Source organism: Nocardia sp. NBC_00565 (assembly GCF_036345915.1).
In the GTDB taxonomy this organism is placed as follows: Bacteria; Actinomycetota; Actinomycetes; order Mycobacteriales; family Mycobacteriaceae; genus Nocardia.
This window is the reverse complement of record NZ_CP107785.1, coordinates 5,441,268-5,458,476: the sequence shown is the minus strand read 5'-3', so window position 1 is coordinate 5,458,476 and position 17,209 is coordinate 5,441,268. Positions and strand designations below refer to the sequence as shown.

General features: G+C 61.4%; 20 protein-coding genes. 10 read left to right on the top strand and 10 right to left on the bottom strand.

Annotated features, from left to right (window positions below):
* Positions 1-111: 111 nt before the first annotated feature.
* The 4 genes from OG874_RS25520 (at position 112) to OG874_RS25500 (ending at position 4,474) form a co-directional block, all read left to right on the top strand.
* Complete coding sequence (locus OG874_RS25520) at positions 112-321, top strand: hypothetical protein (protein WP_330249668.1); 210 nt, start codon at positions 112-114, stop codon at positions 319-321.
* A 760-nt stretch (positions 322-1,081) separates the two neighbouring features.
* The gene (locus OG874_RS25510; protein WP_330249667.1) at positions 1,082-2,635 is read left to right on the top strand and encodes a hypothetical protein; all 1,554 of its coding nucleotides are present in this window, start codon (positions 1,082-1,084) and stop codon (positions 2,633-2,635) included.
* Between the two features lie 512 nt (positions 2,636-3,147).
* Positions 3,148-4,149: a restriction endonuclease gene (locus OG874_RS25505; protein ID WP_330249666.1), complete on the top strand. Its 1,002-nt coding sequence runs from the start codon at positions 3,148-3,150 to the stop codon at positions 4,147-4,149.
* Complete coding sequence (locus OG874_RS25500) at positions 4,139-4,474, top strand: hypothetical protein (protein ID WP_330249665.1); 336 nt, start codon at positions 4,139-4,141, stop codon at positions 4,472-4,474. Before OG874_RS25505 ends, OG874_RS25500 begins: the two co-directional genes overlap by 11 nt.
* Positions 4,475-5,117: 643 nt before the next feature.
* On the opposite strand, the gene OG874_RS25495 is transcribed toward OG874_RS25500, so the two are convergent.
* From OG874_RS25495 to OG874_RS25470, 6 genes are all read right to left on the bottom strand, one after another.
* The gene (locus OG874_RS25495; protein WP_330249664.1) at positions 5,118-6,296 is read right to left on the bottom strand and encodes a hypothetical protein; all 1,179 of its coding nucleotides are present in this window, start codon (positions 6,294-6,296) and stop codon (positions 5,118-5,120) included.
* Between the two features lie 38 nt (positions 6,297-6,334).
* Positions 6,335-6,904 carry a hypothetical protein gene (locus OG874_RS25490; protein ID WP_330249663.1) on the bottom strand — a complete coding sequence of 190 codons (570 nt, stop codon included), beginning with the start codon at positions 6,902-6,904 and terminating at the stop codon, positions 6,335-6,337.
* A 266-nt stretch (positions 6,905-7,170) separates the two neighbouring features.
* Positions 7,171-7,494 (bottom strand): hypothetical protein, encoded by a 324-nt coding sequence (locus tag OG874_RS25485; protein ID WP_330249662.1) that lies wholly within the window; start codon positions 7,492-7,494, stop codon positions 7,171-7,173.
* A gap of 6 nt (positions 7,495-7,500) precedes the next feature.
* Complete coding sequence (locus OG874_RS25480; RefSeq protein WP_330249661.1) at positions 7,501-7,884, bottom strand: hypothetical protein; 384 nt, start codon at positions 7,882-7,884, stop codon at positions 7,501-7,503.
* Positions 7,871-8,173, bottom strand: a complete 303-nt coding sequence (locus tag OG874_RS25475) for a hypothetical protein (RefSeq protein ID WP_330249660.1) — start codon at positions 8,171-8,173, stop codon at positions 7,871-7,873. Before OG874_RS25475 ends, OG874_RS25480 begins: the two co-directional genes overlap by 14 nt.
* A gap of 4 nt (positions 8,174-8,177) precedes the next feature.
* A complete protein-coding gene (locus OG874_RS25470) occupies positions 8,178-8,492 on the bottom strand; it encodes a hypothetical protein (RefSeq protein ID WP_330249659.1) in 315 nt (104 codons plus the stop codon).
* A 390-nt stretch (positions 8,493-8,882) separates the two neighbouring features.
* Between OG874_RS25470 and OG874_RS25465 the strand changes: the two genes are divergently transcribed.
* Both OG874_RS25465 and OG874_RS25460 read left to right on the top strand, forming a co-directional pair.
* Positions 8,883-10,154, top strand: a complete 1,272-nt coding sequence (locus tag OG874_RS25465) for a helix-turn-helix domain-containing protein (protein ID WP_330249658.1) — start codon at positions 8,883-8,885, stop codon at positions 10,152-10,154.
* 12 nt (positions 10,155-10,166) lie between these two features.
* A complete protein-coding gene (locus OG874_RS25460) occupies positions 10,167-10,637 on the top strand; it encodes an SAM-dependent methyltransferase (protein WP_330249657.1) in 471 nt (156 codons plus the stop codon).
* Between the two features lie 216 nt (positions 10,638-10,853).
* Here the strand turns inward: OG874_RS25460 and OG874_RS25455 are convergent, their stop codons facing one another.
* Positions 10,854-11,255, bottom strand: a complete 402-nt coding sequence (locus OG874_RS25455; RefSeq protein ID WP_330249656.1) for a PPOX class F420-dependent oxidoreductase — start codon at positions 11,253-11,255, stop codon at positions 10,854-10,856.
* 383 nt (positions 11,256-11,638) lie between these two features.
* Here OG874_RS25455 and OG874_RS25450 point away from each other — a divergent pair, with 383 nt between their 5' ends.
* Positions 11,639-12,466: a helix-turn-helix transcriptional regulator gene (locus OG874_RS25450; protein ID WP_330249655.1), complete on the top strand. Its 828-nt coding sequence runs from the start codon at positions 11,639-11,641 to the stop codon at positions 12,464-12,466.
* Positions 12,467-12,475: 9 nt separating this feature from the next.
* Here OG874_RS25450 and OG874_RS25445 read toward each other — a convergent pair whose 3' ends face one another.
* Together OG874_RS25445 and OG874_RS25440 are read right to left on the bottom strand one after the other, a co-directional pair.
* Entirely contained in the window at positions 12,476-12,844 is a 369-nt protein-coding gene (locus OG874_RS25445; RefSeq protein WP_330249654.1) for a hypothetical protein, read from the bottom strand.
* Between the two features lie 37 nt (positions 12,845-12,881).
* Entirely contained in the window at positions 12,882-13,451 is a 570-nt protein-coding gene (locus tag OG874_RS25440) for a TetR/AcrR family transcriptional regulator (RefSeq protein ID WP_330249653.1), read from the bottom strand.
* Between the two features lie 99 nt (positions 13,452-13,550).
* Between OG874_RS25440 and OG874_RS25435 the strand changes: the two genes are divergently transcribed.
* The 3 genes from OG874_RS25435 to OG874_RS25425 all read left to right on the top strand — a co-directional run bounded on the left by OG874_RS25435 (position 13,551) and on the right by OG874_RS25425 (position 16,589).
* Positions 13,551-13,988, top strand: coding sequence for a DoxX family protein (locus OG874_RS25435; protein WP_330249652.1), 438 nt, complete (start codon positions 13,551-13,553; stop codon positions 13,986-13,988).
* Positions 13,989-14,224: 236 nt separating this feature from the next.
* The gene (locus OG874_RS25430) at positions 14,225-15,859 is read left to right on the top strand and encodes an MFS transporter (protein WP_330257406.1); all 1,635 of its coding nucleotides are present in this window, start codon (positions 14,225-14,227) and stop codon (positions 15,857-15,859) included.
* 22 nt (positions 15,860-15,881) lie between these two features.
* A complete protein-coding gene (locus tag OG874_RS25425; RefSeq protein ID WP_330249651.1) occupies positions 15,882-16,589 on the top strand; it encodes a TetR/AcrR family transcriptional regulator in 708 nt (235 codons plus the stop codon).
* Here the strand turns inward: OG874_RS25425 and OG874_RS25420 are convergent, their stop codons facing one another.
* Positions 16,590-17,129: a nuclear transport factor 2 family protein gene (locus OG874_RS25420; RefSeq protein ID WP_330249650.1), complete on the bottom strand. Its 540-nt coding sequence runs from the start codon at positions 17,127-17,129 to the stop codon at positions 16,590-16,592.
* Positions 17,130-17,209 lie beyond the last annotated feature (80 nt).

The following is a 17,209-nucleotide window of genomic DNA, read 5'->3' as shown; positions in this document are numbered from 1 at the left end:
TCGGTATGACGTGCAGAGTGCGCCGCTTTGAGTGCAGCGCACTCTGGGTTGTGGGCCTCTGATGGGCCGACAGCTCTGGATGGGGCTGCATCTGGATCGAAGGTCGCCTAAGTGCAGGCAGATGCCGCTTTGGGCGCACTAGATGATTTGTTTTGCGCCATCGAAGGAGTCGGTGTGTTTGAAATCGTTTTGCTCGGATCGCTTTGTTTTATCTGCTATCTGATGCTTTGCGGAGTTGTGGTGCTCCGCACTGGAAGTGCTGCGGGCTTGCGTGATGTCGCGATCGCTGTCCACGGTCTACGCCGGTTGACGATGAGCTAGGGCGCAGAGGTGAGCCGCGACCGGGTAGCAAACACTCGGTCGCGGCTCGCCGCATTGGGTGGCAAAGCCTCGGCGGGGCTCCCAGCTTTTCTCACTCTTCTACGTTGACCTATCAGGCTTGCGGCACAACAGATTTCGCGGTGCTGAATCGGATTCCCCACATATCCAGCGAGGCGGCTCGGCAGGCATTTGCGGCGCAAGGCTTCAGGAGCGGGGCTCGCGGCCAGCGCACCGCCTGAATCGTTCTGGGTTCAGACGATCTTCTTTCCTGTTACCGATACTGCTACCCACAGAGGGCATGTGATGACAGATAGCCACCGCGCCGAACTTGCCACTTTCCTGCGTGCACAACGTTCCCGGCTGCGGCCGACCGATGTCGGGTTGCTGCCGGATCTGGAACCGGGCCGACGGCGCACGCCCGGTCTGCGTCGTGAAGAAGTCGCCGAACGCGCGGGAGTGAGATGTAGGTTACACACTCCTTGATGCTGTTATCGAGGAGTCGGTTCGATGCCGCTGCACAGTAGGCAGGGCAAGGGATTGTTCGACGACCCATCGGCTGAACCGCTCCGAGACCGTCGACGTGTGCGGTGCGGCGACGATGTGCGCGAGCTGGTCGCAGAACTGCTCGACTTCGCCGCGACCGTACGAATGTCGATGCCTCTAGTTCGAGATCGGTGGTTGCGACGCGACGCGACGCATTTCGGGATTTGTCGGCGAACAGTCGTATTCTCTCCTGTTGCTCAGCTGAAGGAGAAGTGTAGTGGAACTGTTTCGTGAGCTGACCCACGACGAACCGTTTCGTCGATCTCAGCGGGACAACGCATCTGCCGCCAAGGACGCGGGAGATCTGTTCGGGTTGCGACCGAGTCCGCGGAAGCTGCGTGTGCTCGTTGACGTCGAAACGATCGGCACGGAAGCTGACGGGGACATAGATGTGCTGCTGACGGGGCTGTTGAAGTACGACAACCTCGACGTGCTCAGGGTCGAGATGAGCGAGGCGTGCAAGCCTGAATCGGGCGGACGTCGCCGCCCGGCGCGGGAAGGCTTCGTAGAGGTGTGGGAAACGACCAGCCAGAAGGGCTGGGCCGCATACCCCGGCCGCGAATTTTCTGTGACGATCGAGGGTGACCGGCGACATTTCGATGGCAGCTCCACGATGGGGTTTCACGGCTCAGTCCGTCCCGACCGGGCGATGGCCGACGCCCTCGAGGCGTTTGCCGGCTTGGGCGACAAGGCGAAAGCAGGTATGACTAAGGAGGATGTGGAGCGGGCGGTGATGCTGTCGGAGATCGCCCGCTCGATCGAATTCGATCTGGTGATCTCGGAAACGATCACCACAGGTCGTGTTGATCTGCCGCCGAACGATCGCGCCAACGTCGTCAGCCGGCTGACGGCAATCCCTATCATTGCGCACTACCTGAGACGTCAGCACCAATACATCATTAACCCGCAGGGGCGAGTGGTGATGAGTCGTAAGGACTTCTATCAGGAAGCAGTGAATGTCGTGGCGCCCGGTGTTCGGCACTGGCTGGGCAAGGTGCAGCGCGCCGCTCTGCGGGACCCACATGTCTCTGCTGTATACCTGGATGAGGCCGAGGCGCTTAGCGGCCGCCTCCTGCGTGCGTTGAAGGCCCGCGACGATCTGATCGCTTCGATCGGCGCCATTCAAACCGCCGATGTCGCAGATGACGGAGCCGACGCGCTTGATCGCGTGCTCATATCACTCTGCGGTGCAGTGGACGTCATCGCGCGGTCTTTCCACAAGGCGCTTCGATTGCCAGGGACAGAGCGCAACGCGAAATTTCACGCCGAGGACTGGTATCGAAACAAGTTCCGGGTCGCCTACGCGGGCGTCGAGGGCATCGAAGACCTTGACCGCGTGCAAGGCTACCTGGCTGGAATGTTCCGACTGCGCAATACGATCCACAGTGTGGCGCTCCAAGCTATCGGTTCGGTCACCGCCGATCCGCGAACATTCGTCCGCATCAACGTCGGCAGACTGGACATTGTTGTGCCGCAGGACGCAGTGGACGCCCTTGAGACGACAGAGGGCGGCGGATTGGAGCACTGGGGAGCACGACAGTTCGGGTCGGTTGTGCTCGCAGACCTCGGCACACTGATGGACGCTGCGGTGCGAACAACCTTAGAGTTCATTGATCGGGTGTGTATGATCGTTGCTCGAGAATCAATTGTCGACAGGGAAGATGTCCTGTACGAGAACATCATTGGAGTGATGCCGGACGGCGCCCCGTACGAGCCCAGAGATGTGCGTCTGCTCATAGGCCTTCCGAGTGAACAGGATTGGACTTCCTGACGTCGCTCGCCCGCGTTGACGTTACGATGTTGCGACCGGACCACGGCTGCCAGCTGACGCATGATGGCGGCATTAGCAGGGGCGCACCCATCGGCAATGACCTCGACGCGGATTGAGCCGGAAGCAACATCCGCTACTGCGGCTGATCGTGCGGGCTGCTCCGGGCGTACGGAGTGCCGAGGTGGTGCCATTCGTCGGGGTCACATCTCGGTTAAACATCCCTAGCGGGCGAGCGTCTGCCCACCTGCCAACGCAACACCTGGCAGGACACTTGACCACGGGGTCAAATCTGTGTAACGGGGATACGGCTCCGACGTAGCCGTCTAGCCTGCGGTAGAGGGCTCACCTGCACCTCTACCGCATGGGTTGCTTAAGACGTCACCACGACGCTGTAGCCAACCCATCTCGCGTTGCAGCCTGGCCATCGACATATGTCATCAACTGAACCCGCATCGAGCAAGCAACCTCAATGGCACACTTGGGCAGTGAACAAACCCAGTTCTCCTGCTCCCGTGACAACGACTGTGCTTTGGGACTCAGTAGTCGGCTCGCAGCTAGAAGAGCTTTTATTCGGCCTTTTAGAGGCCATGGGCGCTACTGAGCTGGTTTGGAGAGCTGGCACAACCAATGGGGTTTCTGCTCCTGATGGAGGTCGCGACCTGGAAGCGACCTTCGTTCATCCCACTCCTGATGGCGAGCTAGAGCGGTCACGATGGTGGATCGAATCCAAAGGCCGAGATTCAACCGTAGCGAAAGCGGATGTTGTCGCGTCCGTTATGAACGCGGCTGGCACACCCGACTTGGATGTCCTTGTATTTTGCACGAACAGCAGATTTTCCAACCCGACTCGCGATTGGGTCTCCGAATGGCAGAAAAATCATCCCCGACCAAAGATCCGCTTATGGGATCGCGACCGCCTTATACGCCTAGTCCGAGAGCATCCGATCGTAACAGCACGAGTTCTTCCGGAAGCACTTGAGGATTCCCAGCGACTCCAACTCCTGGTCGATCGTTTCACTGAACTCGGTGAGACTCCGAATGAGCTTGATCTTGAGTATTTTTGGGAACACCAGTCCGTTGTGGTAAACGCGGAAACTCACTTTTACGCTATTGCTATGATTGCTTATTCAGAAACTGATCACGGACTCACGGAAAGACCTTGGGGGTCATTAATCCCAAACGGCATGGACTCGGCTAGGACTACCCTGATTTTAGTTCTAGCCGAACTTCCCAGGTTGATCTTTCGGGAGAAGCCACGCCCATTGATCAATAGCAGAGTCGTCGAAATAGCCGCCTATATGATTTTACAAGTAATCATCCACATTCCGGCGGAGCTAGCGTACAAGATACTTACAAACCCCGGACAGTATCTCAAGAGGCCGCATCCATTGGCGGATCTTGACGATGAGCGTGCGGCAGGATGGAGAGATATCGTTATACTCCCGATGCTTGAACGCATAAAAGACGAACTAGCGAGTGTATGCGCTTTCCGATTGCGTGCGCGTGTCGGTTGATCCGTACGCCTTTCCGCCGCCACTGACGGGAGAACGTTATTGGCGTCGATTTGGCGTGGGTAAATCCTCGGATGAACCAGTTCTGATTATACAAAGCCACTCCGAGCCTTGCGCCGTAGGATTGAATCTAACAGCAAGCACAGGCTGCCCTTTGGTCGAAGACGTTGAACTGAGCGAAAAGTTTATCGAACAACTTCAGGCCATCATAAGATTTCGCCACAAGCATCCAGACGGCCAGTTCTTAAAATTGTACGATCGCACAAAATTGAGTTCTATCCTGCCCGAAATCAAAGATATGATGCCCGGTCTGAGTGACGATAAGTAGTTGCTTACCGGCGTGACATCGCTAATTGGCGCGAGTCCACGATCCTCAAGTTAATGGCCAGCTCGGAACAAGCCGCACCCGCGACCATTGTTGATGGTGGCAAGCCCCGGAGGGGTGCGGCAGCTCGTATGTCAATGGTGGGGCTGGGGGAAGTAGCGGTGTGATGCTGTCCTGTGGGTGGTGGTGGTGTGGGTGGTTCGGAGTCCCTGCCCCCTGTGGTTCCGTGCCATGGTGCCCGCCCGAAGCGGAGCGGAGGGCGGGCACCATGGGCGGCGCGCGCATGCGCGGCGCTCTTGATTCTTCTTAGAGGGAATTTCGGCAAGTTCTCTTACTTGGGTTTCCGGCTTCTTTTTTCCTTTTCTTTCTCTTCCGGGGGCTCCCAATTCTTCTCACACTTCTACATGAATCCATCGAGCTTGCGGCACAACAGATTTTGCGGGATTGTTCGGATTCCCCGCACATCACGCGACGCGACCCGGCAGGCATCTGGGGCGCAAGGCTCCAGGAGTGGGGGCCTACCGAATCCGGCACGACGGGACCCGCTCAGAGACCAGAGGCGAAGACCGTCCCTCTGGTTCTGCGGATAAAGAAACACCCCCAGCGATCTGGGGCCTTTCTTGCCACAGCGACGTAGACACCGCATCTAGTACTGTTCGCGGCCCCGGGCGCGCTCCCGTTCGCGCTCGGCCACTCGCTCGCGCTCCCTGGCAGCTTCTCGCGCTCGGTGGTCATCGTGTTCGCGGTGTTCTTCACGCACTCGGGGTTGTTCTCCGGGCTGTAGTCGGCCGACTTCCAGCACTTGCATGACTTCCCGCGGAACACCTTCCCGTACGGCACGCTCACGGACTTCGCGCACCTGCTCGCGTTGCTTCTCGACCGTTTCGCGCTCGTGTCGCCGATCGTCTTCCCGCGCGATGGTAGAGCCAATCTCCCCCAGCTCGCGTGTTACGTCTTTGCGTTGCTCTTCGCGGTTCTGCTCGAGATGCCTTTCCATCTCTTGGGCTGGCTCGCGGCCGAGTCCGGCGCCCCGAATCATCTCCCGAGCCTTCGCGCGTTCTATTTCGCGTATATCGGCTAGGTCTTTGGTTAGTCGGGTGTGGGATTCCCGTATCTTCTCAAGCTCCACCGCTTGACCCTTTTGGCGAGCTTCGGCCATCTTTCGCGCCTGCTCGGCCACATCTACGCGGAGCTGTTCGCGTTTCGCGTTCAATTCTCGTGAGTCGACACTACGCGCTAATTCCTTGTCGCGTGCCCGCTGTTCTTTCTCCGGGACTCTTGTCCGCTCTTGTCGCTCTTTCTCGAGTTGTCGGGCCTCGCGCTGTCGTTCCTTCTGTTGTCGTGCTTGCTCGCCAACGCCGGGCAATTCGAGTTGCGGAGCCGGTTCCCTTTCCAGACCCCGCGACCAAATCTCGCGTGCATCCTCTCGCGAGATGATCTGGTGCGTGAAATTGTCCGGGTAGTCCCGGACCAGACCATCGATAAGTTCCTTGGCTGGTTTCGATATCGTTTCGCCGTCGACGGATCGTAACAAATGATGATGAACCTCACCTTTTTCGATGAGAGCCCGCACTACCTCTAGTTGCTTTACGTCCTTCTCTCCGCCAATTCTGCCCGATTTGTCTTCAATGCTGTAGGTCTGACCTCGATCCTCTTTGACCTTGTCAAATTGGATCCTATCTTTTCCGTGTTCGTATATTCGAGAGTGGTGGACGTATCCGTTTTCGCGATCGCGGAAGAATCGATCGGAACCGTTTTCGAAGATTCTTCCACGCTCATTGTTGTCGAACGGTTTTCGATCATTGTCATAGCCGTCACCAGGCATGGCGATATCTCGCCCCCAAACTTACGAACCGAACATCATTACATATTCATGCGAAAAGGAGGGTGATCAGGAAAATTCGTGCTCAATTCAGAAAACAATGGACTGCCGTCCTTGCGCAACCTCCAGAACGCCACGGACACCAGTTCGACTATGTCGAGGAATTCATGCTCGATAACATATTTTGCAAGAAGTTCGGCTGTACAAGTCGTCCAATTCTCGAATTTGAAGGCTATGCCTGGTTTAATGCCGTCGTAAATGGACATGTCTTTGCAGTCGTTGTATCCGGAAGGCATGTCGGTAAGGTTGCACCACTGTGCATCTAGATACCGGACGAACCATTCCCCGGTGAAGCACACGAGTTGATCTAAGAGATCGGCACTTTCTGACAGGGCCGCATCTTTGATATCCGGAAACAGCTCCGCGATCACGTCGCTGATCTGAACTGCCTCGTCTGATTCGAAATCCCATGGTTCCGACGGCAATGCAGGCAATTCGGCACGATTGAGGAGTTTCCTAACCTGGGTCGCCCTGCGTTGCGAGTCGACCCATTTACCCCATTCGGTCTGTTCGATTTCGAAATCGAGACCCAGTTGTTCGTCATTCCCCACGCCGATGCCTCTCGTTCGCTCTTGCGTTTCGCAATCAACGGGCCAGTCTCTCATGTCAGGGTTCTAGGTACAGCCGTTCACACGGCAAGCGGGGCCACCCCGATGCATCTCCGAGATCGATCGACACAGCATCGTGGTAGTGCTCGCGTTGGTGCTCCTGCGTAAAGACCAGCGCCGCAGTTAGGCACGCGGCGAAGTCGAACCGTGCACCATGGAGGAACACGCTCAAGTGGACATCTGGATCGTCCGGTAGCGGGGAAGCCCGTTTACTCATGACTTGGGCTCCGTAATCGGTCGGTGCTGGTGCAGGCCACGAACTTGGTCGGCGTGATCAGGTCACACGCCAGAGCGATAGCCCGTACGCGGCTGCTGAAGTGGGCCATGCTCGGCGCGATCACCGCCGCCGCTCCCTTGCCGCGTGCCGTCCCGACGATGAGTGCTGTCGGCATGAACGTGTCGTCACCGATGGTGACCAACCCAGTCAGGGTGTAACCGCGTCGCTGCGCCAACTCGGTAATGACTCGCTCATCCCGTAATACATGCGGACCGCTCACGTCGAGCGAGAGAACCCCGATTGCCTTGCCGTACATGACTATTCACCGGTTCGAATCGCGGTTTTCGGCGGGCTGCTCGGCGTCCATAGCACGGCGCGAGTAGTCGACCATATGGGCTTTGAGGTCTGGGATATTGGCGGGCGATATGGGGCCGGTGTAGGCGCGTGGCCCGGTGTCGGTGACCAAGCCTCGCTGACGCATCTGCTCGAGGATCACGGTCAGCTCCTCCACGGTCGCAGCGTGATGCTCATGCCACAGGATCTTTCTCATCACCCCGTCAGCGGCATTTGGTGGCGGTGGACCACCCGCGAGAAGTTTGTCCAGCATTACCGTGTTGTCGTACTTGCGGGCGAATGCGACTTGGCCGTAGTAGATCTGCTGAGAGGTCACCTCGTCGTCCCAGCCTTCCTCATCACTGAGGCCCATCAGTTGTGTCCTTCCTTTGATTCGTGTGCTCGACGTAGCGGTGGGTTGTCCGAACGGTGTCGACGACGCTGACCGGCTGGACTGTGATCGTGTCCTCTTTGGTCATGTCGTCGTAGTCGGCGCACCAACCGTCTTCATCCACTTCCGTTATCCCGCTGGCGGAGTGATGGAGTGTGACGCTGTCGACCGGGGCGATTGCCAGTTTTGCTTGGGTCTCTTCGTGGAACTGCGCGAGCAACTTCCGTACAGACACGGCGATTTCGCGCCGCTGGCGCTGGATCTCGGACACTCGGCTACGCCCTCGTGATCGGTACCGGAAGCTCGGCCCGGGACAGCAAGACATCCCAGTGGTCCGAGCGCACCGCGTCCCAGAGATCGGCATTTCTGGGGAATGCGTCGCGCGCTTCCCACAGATTCGGCGGTCCGTCGAGTATCACCAGGCCCGGCTTCGCGGAGGGCAGTGCTGCTCCACTGGGCCACCGGTAGGCCGGTGAGGAATCCTCCCGGTTCTGGATGTTGAGTACTTGGCAGTCGCGGCGTACCAGCCGCCAGGTCGCGACTGTCCGGCCGTCCGGTGATTCGGTGGTACGCAAACGATCTCGGCTCATCGCGCTCCCTCGTTGATGTCACCGGTGCCGGGGGACTCCACACCCCGGCACCGGAACGATTGGGTCGACGCAGGCTTCGTTCCCCACTGCCGGACCGCTTCCGCGAAGAGCTCGACCTTTTCGGCCGGTGCTCCTGCGTACTTGCGGGGTGGCCTACGAACGGGTCGCGATCTTGAAGCTCGTTGTTCGGCATCTGCCGACCTCCGGTGCGTCGACTGCGGCTTAGGTGCGCCCGGCCCCTGAAACGAACTCTCAATGAGTGGGAGAGGGTCGTCTCTCCGGGCGCATATCCAGCTGACCATGGGAGGTGTTCGGAAAAGTACGAGTTGACGTCCACAGCGCGTTCACAAAACGGCTGGACGCGTTCACGAAACGGCTAGATTCGATGGCATGGACGGTCCCGCCGCTATCGTCGGCGCACAGCTCCGAGCGGTCCGCGAAGCGGCTGGGGTTTCCCTGGCCGCGCTGGCTGCTCAGATCCCGTACAGCAAGTCCGCGCTCTTCTACTACGAGACCGGCCAGCGCACGCAGACACCCGATGTCATAGCGTGGTACGAAAGGCGTTTTGGTGGCATCCAAGACCCTGTAGCAACCTTGCTCAACCTCGGAAGGGCTGATGTGGAACGGCGCTCTTTCCTACGTGTCGGATACTCCACAGCCATCAGCGCATCCGTATTGCTCCCTGGGTGGCTCGACCGGGCGGCATCCGTCGCGCCGGACAAGGAGACCGGTATTCGGCACGTTGGCCAAGCTGATGTAGCCGCGGTGCGAGACGTGATGGTCCTGTTCTCCCAGATCGACCAGCGACTTGGCGGCGGGCATGGACGGACAGCTGTTGTCCAGTACTTGACCAATGAGGTGACCAGCTACCTGAAAGGGTCCTTTGCCAGCGAGGCGGTGCGTCATGAAATGTTCGCAGCGGCAGGCGAATTGGCATACTTGGCGGGGTGGATGGCGTTCGACAACGACGAGCATGCAGCCGCGCAGCGCTACTTCGCTGCATCGACCAAGCTGTCCGCTGAAGCGAATGACGCCCCGCTTACCGGTCACGTACTGCGCGCCATGGCACATCAAGCAATCGACCTGGGTCAACCTCAACAAGGACTACAGCTGGCCGAAGCATCAGTAAGCGGCACACGATATCAAGCCGCCTGCCCGCGTGAACGTGCGCTCTTAAAGGTTGTGCACGCCAAGGCGTTGAGCGCAGCGGGTCAGAAAGCCGAGTCGGCGAAAGCCCTGCTCGAGGCCGAACGTGATCTTGCCGCCGTTTCCGACTCCGATCATGAGCCCGCTCGGGTGTTCTTCTTCTCCGAAGCGAGCCTCGCCCACGAAACCGCGTGCGCGCTACGCGATTCGGGTGACATGGCCGGTGCCGCCGAACAATTCCAGCTCAGCGTCCGCAAACGCAAAGCCACGACGTTTACCCGGACCCATGCGGTAACCCTCGGCTACCTCGGTACCGTGGAGGCCCGCAGCGGCGAACTCGAACAGGCATGCGCCACATGGACATCCGCGCTCGACGCAATGGACGGTGTGCGGTCGGGGCGCACCAGGAATGTCGCCCGCGATATACGCACAACCGTGGCACCGTGCCGGCATATTGCGGGTGTGAGCGAGATCGATGAGCGGGCAAAGGAATATCTAGCCACCAGTGGAACGTAGGACAGGGGTCATATGACAGACGAAGTGTTCGAAGTTGTCCCGGTCGCGCATGTGATCGGTGGTCGAAGCGAACCGACAGACGATCACTGGGGAGGTACCGAGACAATCATCCGCGTAGATAATGCTCGGTTCACCGAAGAGTCCGTGCAGGGCTTGGACGCGTTCAGCCACCTCGAAATCATCTTCCGGTTTCACTTGACCGATCCAACGGACCTGCACCTCGGTGCGCGCAGTGCCCGCGACAACCCCGCATGGCCAAAGGTCGGCATCTTTGGACATCGGAATATGCGGCGCGTCAACTGGCTTGGGGTTTCCCGTGCTCGACTGCTTCGCGTAGACGGCTTAGACCTGCACGTAGCCGAGCTGGACGCGGTGGACGGCACTCCTGTGCTGGACATCAAGCCGTGGTTTGCGGAGTTCGGGCCGCGTGGTGAGATCCACCAGGCTCCGTGGTCGACCGAGATGCTGAAAGATTACTTCTGAGGCGGCCATCGCCCCGAAGCCGAAGCGGCTCCCAACCTCGATGTTGGGGGGCCGCTTTTTGCATGTCCAACGAGGCTGGGTCCCCAGTCTTGGCGTGGTGAAGTGCCGAGGGGGCCGCGCGGATCGATAAGCGCTGCCGACAGCGGAGAGATGTGGATGCCGTTTCGGGCTGGGGTGCTAAGTGGTCGCGCCCTTGGACTTACGGGCGGCGACTACTTAGCTGTGGGGTGTGCGACTGGTGAAGTCGAAGGAGCCGCTGTCGATGCCCCAGGAGATGATTCGTTCGGGATGGATCCGGATGATCGAGCGTTCCTGGGGAGGGAACGGCGGTTCCTGGTCGTCGAGCGCTTCGGCTGTGCCGCGTACCTCGATGCCGCGAATAACGTACGGGTCCAGCGAGACCTGCTGGTCGACGACGAACGACACTCGGCTGCCGGCCTCGACGTTGCGGTACTTGCGGCTGGTGTGCATGCGCATTCCGCCGATGTCGATGGTGCCGTCGGCATTGACCCGATAGCTGGTCGGGTTGTTCTGCACAACGCCGTCGGGCGATACCGTCGCCAGCCGACCGATCCCGGCCTCGGCCAGGAACTGCTGCTCATTCGTCGTGAAAGTCACCAATGAAGCGTAGCGGGATGCCTCGCCAGCAACCGCGCCGTCCTGTGCTTCGTTCAGGATGACGTGGACTGGTGGAAGGTCCAGGCGTCGGCGACGATGTCGCGGATGTCGGGGCTCCCAGCCGAGTTCGGCTTTGGCGAGGGGCGAGGCGGCGTAGAGGGAGGCCGGGTCGCCGGGCGGTGGGGCTACTTCGACGGGGACGGGGTGGCCGGTGACGAAGCTGACAGCGTCGAGGACTTGGACGGTTGCAGGAGCCGATGCCGTTGCCCAGGTTGTAGATTCGGTCGGTGCCGGGGGTTTCTCGATCTCCTGTTGCACTCGACGCTAGAGACGGCCGGCGGCGCGGTCCTGTTACCGATACTGCTACCCACAGAGGGCAGGTAATGAGCGATAACCACCGCGCCGAACTGGCGGCATTCCTGCGCGCGCAACGCTCCAAGTTGCGCCCGACCGATGTCGGGCTGCTACCGGATTTGGAACCGGGCCGCCGACGGACACCCGGCCTGCGTCGCGAGGAGGTCGCCGAACTCACCGGGGTCAGCCTCACCTGGTACACCTGGCTCGAGCAGGGGCGCAAGATCGCGGCCAGCCCGCAGGTGGTCGATGCGCTGGCCCGCGCGTTGCGGCTCGACGACGGACAACACCGCCACCTGCGCCGACTTGCCGGTCTCGCCGATCCGGTCGCCGCCGCTCAGCCCGGTGCGGCCATGTCACGACTGCAGCGTTTGGTCGATTCGATGATGCCGAGTCCCGCCGTAATCCATGACGGGCATTTCGATTTCGTGGTTTGGAACGAGGCCTACACGCGTATCCGCCTCGACCCCAACGAACTCGATCCGGACCACCGCAACATGCTGTGGATGATGTTCACGCACAAGGAGAATCGCGCTGCCATGCGCAACTGGGAACCGGCCGCCCGAGCCGTGCTCAGCCAGTTCCGCGCCCTCGTCGGCCGCCGCCCCGACGACCCGCGCCTGACCACCCTCGTCGCCGACCTCTCCGAGGCCAGCCCTGAATTCCGCATCTGGTGGTCCGAATACCCGGTCCAAGACTTCCGCGCCGCCACCATCGGCATCGATCACCCCGAAGCGGGCGCCCTGAACCTCGAACTCTTCCAACTACGCCTGGTCGAGAACCCGGATCTTCTTCTGGTACTACAACTTCCGTCCACCGAACTCGATCGCGACAACATCACGTCCCACCTCGAGTAGTCCTACACCTCACTCGCCTTCGGTGGAGTCCTCGTCTTCCGGCCAGCTGTCCTCGATGATCAGGCGGCCGGATTGCAGGATTTGGGTGTATTGGGCGGCGACCATGTCGGTGGGGTAGGTGGGCCAGTAGGAGATGGCGCCGGTGGGTTTGTCGATGACGCAGACCGAGCCGCCGATGGGGGGCGGGAGCGGGCGTACGTGCGGGTCGACGCCGGGGGGTGGGGGGAAGATGGCGACGACGGTGAAGCCCGCGTCGAACTCGGTGAGCAGGTTGATGATGGTGTCACCATCGGTGGACAGATAGTGGTCGGCGATGCGTTGTGCCTCGGTGAGATTCACCGGGATGGTGGCCTCGGTGGGGTAGGCATGGATGTCCATGCCTAAGAACTTACGGCCAAAGGCCAGTGGGCCGTACTCATTCGAAGTGGACAGTGGCGACCATGCGACGGGCCAGGGTTTCCGGATCCGCACTGTCGCCGAGCGCCGAATCCTGTAGTGCCCCTTCGCGCCAGAGCGCGGCGAAGCCGTGCGCGAGCGACCAGGCCGCGAGGCGGGTGGCTTGTTGCTGCTCGACGGTGTTGTCGGGTTGCAGGACCGCGACTCCCGAGCGCAGTGCCGTGCCCGCCGCGGTGCGGGCCGCGCCCAGGCGCGCGTCGTCGGCATGCAGGAGTTCGCGTCGGAACATGACGTCGAAGTGGCCGGGGTGCTCGCGGGCGAAGCGGGTATAGGCGACGGCGACCTCGCGGAAGTCCGAACCGGCCGCGGCCAGCTGATCGGCGAGTATGCCGAAGCCCTCGATGGCCAATTCGGTGAGCAAGCCCGCGCGGTCACCGAAGTGATGGGCGGGGGCCGCGTGCGAGACATCGGCCCGGCGGGCCAGACCGCGCAGGGATACCGCGTCGACGCCGTCGGTCGCGATCTGTTCGGCGGCCGCGGCCAGGATGGTGGCCCGCAGATCGCCGTGGTGGTAGCCGCTCTTCGCCATGTATCGATGGTCGCCCATAATCTAGTCATTGACAAGTTTCGTGTCGCGGATTTAATCTAGTCGCTGTCAAGAATTGGTGCTCGACCCCAGGAGACTCTGATGGCACCGCTGGTTGTACTGATCGTCATCGCCGGACTCGCCCGGTTCATCGGCTGGCTCGCCGACCTCGGCTGGCTCGACTCCTGGCCGCATGCCGCCGCACTCGGACTGGCCGCGATGTTCGCGCTCACCGCGAGCGCGCATTTCGTCGAGCCGAAGCGCGGCGCACTGGTCGCGATGGTGCCGCCGCGGCTGCCCAACCCGGCCGGCTGGGTCAGCTTCACCGGCCTGCTCGAGATCGGCGGTGCGATCGGCCTGTTGATCCCGCCCGTAGCCAAATTGGCCGCGGTGGGCCTGATCCTGCTGCTGATCGTGATGTTCCCCGCGAATATCCGTGCGGCGCGCGCCGATCTCGGCATCAAGACCATGCCGCTGCCGCTGCGCACCGTCGTGCAGGTTATTTTCATCGGTGCGGCAGGGCTCGTCCTGCTCGGCTGATCACTCGAAGCGGGCCCGCCCGCGCACTCGGATTCGGTGCGCGGGCGGGCCTTTGCGGCGATGTCGGGGCACGGGAATACCCAAATGGCTGGGAACGTAATCGTCGCAATCGGCGAATTGGCGTCTGCGCCGAATTCGCTGATTCCCACTGGCGAGAACGTCGACACCGGAACCGAACTCGTGTGTAATACCGACCGGTAACGCGTTGCAGTTTGCGGGCGGATGAGGGTCTGGTGATGCATTTGAGCGCCGTCGATATTGCCCAGCGATCGGAAGGGCCGGTCAACCGTCGGCGCACCGGAGCCTTCTGGTTCGGCCTCGGATCGACGGTACTCGGCACCGTCCTGCACCTTCCGATGTATCTCATGGCCCGCGATATGGACTATCGGATGGCGGGCATGCCGATGGACGGCTACATGATCACCGGAATGATCCTGATCGTGATCGGTCTGGCCGTCACCACCTATGGACTGTTTCCGCAGCGCTCGGTGCACGAGGCGGTGTCCGGGCTGCGGGTGCGGGCACTCGACGACGCGCCGATCAGCCGGGTGCATGTGGTGCTACTGCTCATCATGGCTGCCGCGATCACCATCGACGTCATGAAACCGACGACGCTGGCCTTCGTTGTTCCGGGTGTCGGCGCCGAATACCATCTGCGCACGCCCGCGAGCCCGCATCTGGACGCACTTCCGGTGGCGCTGCTACCGCTGTCCGGTATCACGGGCACGGTGCTCGGGTCGTTCCTGTGGGGCTGGCTCGGCGACCGCATCGGTCGCAAGGCGGCGATCCTGCTGGCCGGAATCTTCTTCGTGGGCACCGCGATCTGTGGCGCGATGCCGAGTTTCGAACTGAACGTCGCGATGTGCTTCATCATGGGCCTGAGCGCGGGCGGCATGCTGCCGATCGCCTTCACCCTGCTGTCGGAGACGATCCCGGCCCGGCACCGCGGCTGGCTGTTGGTGCTGATCGGCGGTGATATCGCGGGGGCCTATGTCGTCACCAGCTGGCTGTCCTCGACGATCGGCGAGAGCTACGGCTGGCGCAGCATGTGGCTGATCGGCTTGCCCACCGGTCTGCTGGTGGTGCTGATGGTCCGGTGGATCCCGGAGTCGCCGCGATTCCTGATGGCGATCGGCCGCCAGCGTGAAGCCGAAGAGGTGCTGCGCGTCTACCACGCCGAGATCACCACGGTCGAGGAACCCGAACCCACCGCCGAGGACCGCCTGGACGGCGGGTTCGCTCAACTGCTGCGCCGCCCGTTCGTCGGAATGACCATCGTGCTCGCCCTATTGGGCCTCGGGGTCGGACTTGTCACCTACGGTTTTCAGCTCTGGTTGCCGACGAACCTGCGCAGCCTCGGCTTCACCGGCGTCACCGCGGATAAGATCCTGCGCGACTCGGCGCTGATCGGCTTCCCGCTGAACTTCCTGGTCGCCTACTGCTATCACCGTTCCACCAAGTGGACGTTGATCACGCTGAGTGCGCTGCTCGCCATCGCGCTCGGTGGGTTCGTCATCCTCGGCGATCACGTCGCCGACAACACCACACTGCTCTATGCCCTGCTCGTGGTGCCGATCTGGGGTTCCAGCTCGGTCGTCGCGGTCATCGTCGCCTATGGTTCGGAGGTCTATCCGACTCGGATCCGGTCCCGCGGCAGTGGTGTTGCCGCGGCCATGACCAAGGCGGGCGGCGTCCTGGTCATCGCGCTGGTCGTGCTGGCCGTGACCACACCGTCGATCAGCATGACCGCATTGATCAGCGCGGTGCCGATCGCGATCGCGGCGGTGGTGGCTGTCGGATTCATCATGGAGACCCGGCGCAAGCCGCTGGAGCAGATCACCGCCGATGAGTTGCGGATGCAGGTCGCATGAGTGCGCGCGGCGAGGTGAAGTCATGACGAACAGTGCGGCAGCGGCCGGTCCCGCACTGTCGGGTTCGATGCGTGATCGACTGATAGAGGCGACAGTACAACTCATTTCGACGGAAGGACTGGCCTCGCTGACGGTGCGCCGCGTCGCACGGATCTGCGGGGTTTCCACCATGGCGATCTATTCCAATTTCAGTGGTATGCCCGGCCTGATCCAGGCCGTCGGCTCGGAAGGTTTCGCCCAGCTGGTCGCGCGGCTGGCCGAATGCAAGGTCGCCGACGACCCGATCGCCGAAATCTTGGTGCTCGGCTTCGTCTTTCGGGACGAGGCGGTGCGAAAACCCGAGCTGTTCCGGCTGATGTTCGCCACCGAATCGCCGAAGGCGGAGGTGAAGGTGCGCCGGGGCAATGTGCTGTCCGGCGGGAGCGATTCCGATTTCGAGTACTTCGCGGAAAGCTTCGACTACCTGGTGCACGCGACCCAGCGCGCAATGGACGCGGATCTGGTGCGCGGCACGAATGCCCGCGCGGCCGCCGCGCAGTTCTGGACCGGACTGTACGGGTTCATCCAACTGGATATGGCCGGCCTCTACGGCGACCAAGGCATGGCCGAGGTGCTGTTGCCCTCGATCGTCAACATCCTGATCGGTATGGGCGCCGAACGCGCGACCGTCGAGCGCTCGGTGGCACGCGCCCTCGAAGAGGTGATCGCGCCGACCAGCGTCTGCGCGTGATCACCGGCGAAGCTTGACCGCGAGGCGCTGCGCGCGGGCCATCGCGCGTTCGGCGAAACCGTTGCGCTTGGGCAGCAATTCGAGTTGCAGCAGCAGCTCGTTGAGATCCCAGGTGGCCTTGCTGCGCCAGATCAGGCCGGAGCGGAACTGCCAGATGTCGACCACGAACAGGTCGAACTTCTTGTTGGTGCCCGCGAATCCGGGCGGGTCGATCAAGCCGAGATGCGTGCCGGTCATCCGCCACGGCACGATCGCGGCCAGCGCGTCGGGCGTGATCACGGGCTCGAAGACAGTGGTGTAGTGGACATCTGGGAATGCTCGCGTGGTGTCCTCGACGAACTTCGCCACTCCGGCACGGCCGGTGATCAGCTCGGCCTCGGACGGGTCGAGCCAGCGGGTGTCCTCAGTGACGCACGCCGCCACCGCGGCGGCGTCCGCGGTGTTCCAGCCGGCGATGTAGCGGTCCACGAAGTCGCGCAGCCAGTCGCCGTCCGCGATCGGCTCCGCGGCCGGATCGAGGGCGAATTCACCAGAGTTCATGGCGTCACCGTACCCGGATAACAATGTCACCTGTTCGAATAACAATGTCATGAGAACCGATGACATTGTTATTGACGAGC

What these genes read in the sequence shown, in the direction of transcription:
- OG874_RS25425 (WP_330249651.1), top strand. Translation starts at nt 15,882, where the DNA reads ATGACGAACAGTGCGGCAGCGGCCGGTCCCGCACTGTCGGGTTCGATG.
- OG874_RS25440 (WP_330249653.1), bottom strand. Translation starts at nt 13,451, where the DNA reads ATGGCGAAGAGCGGCTACCACCACGGCGATCTGCGGGCCACCATCCTG.
- OG874_RS25485 (WP_330249662.1), bottom strand. Translation starts at nt 7,494, where the DNA reads ATGTACGGCAAGGCAATCGGGGTTCTCTCGCTCGACGTGAGCGGTCCG.
- OG874_RS25465 (WP_330249658.1), top strand. Translation starts at nt 8,883, where the DNA reads ATGGACGGTCCCGCCGCTATCGTCGGCGCACAGCTCCGAGCGGTCCGC.
- OG874_RS25430 (WP_330257406.1), top strand. Translation starts at nt 14,225, where the DNA reads ATGCATTTGAGCGCCGTCGATATTGCCCAGCGATCGGAAGGGCCGGTC.
- OG874_RS25470 (WP_330249659.1), bottom strand. Translation starts at nt 8,492, where the DNA reads ATGAGCCGAGATCGTTTGCGTACCACCGAATCACCGGACGGCCGGACA.
- OG874_RS25420 (WP_330249650.1), bottom strand. Translation starts at nt 17,129, where the DNA reads ATGAACTCTGGTGAATTCGCCCTCGATCCGGCCGCGGAGCCGATCGCG.
- OG874_RS25480 (WP_330249661.1), bottom strand. Translation starts at nt 7,884, where the DNA reads ATGGGCCTCAGTGATGAGGAAGGCTGGGACGACGAGGTGACCTCTCAG.
- OG874_RS25445 (WP_330249654.1), bottom strand. Translation starts at nt 12,844, where the DNA reads ATGGACATCCATGCCTACCCCACCGAGGCCACCATCCCGGTGAATCTC.
- OG874_RS25435 (WP_330249652.1), top strand. Translation starts at nt 13,551, where the DNA reads ATGGCACCGCTGGTTGTACTGATCGTCATCGCCGGACTCGCCCGGTTC.
- OG874_RS25450 (WP_330249655.1), top strand. Translation starts at nt 11,639, where the DNA reads ATGAGCGATAACCACCGCGCCGAACTGGCGGCATTCCTGCGCGCGCAA.
- OG874_RS25460 (WP_330249657.1), top strand. Translation starts at nt 10,167, where the DNA reads ATGACAGACGAAGTGTTCGAAGTTGTCCCGGTCGCGCATGTGATCGGT.
- OG874_RS25495 (WP_330249664.1), bottom strand. Translation starts at nt 6,296, where the DNA reads ATGCCTGGTGACGGCTATGACAATGATCGAAAACCGTTCGACAACAAT.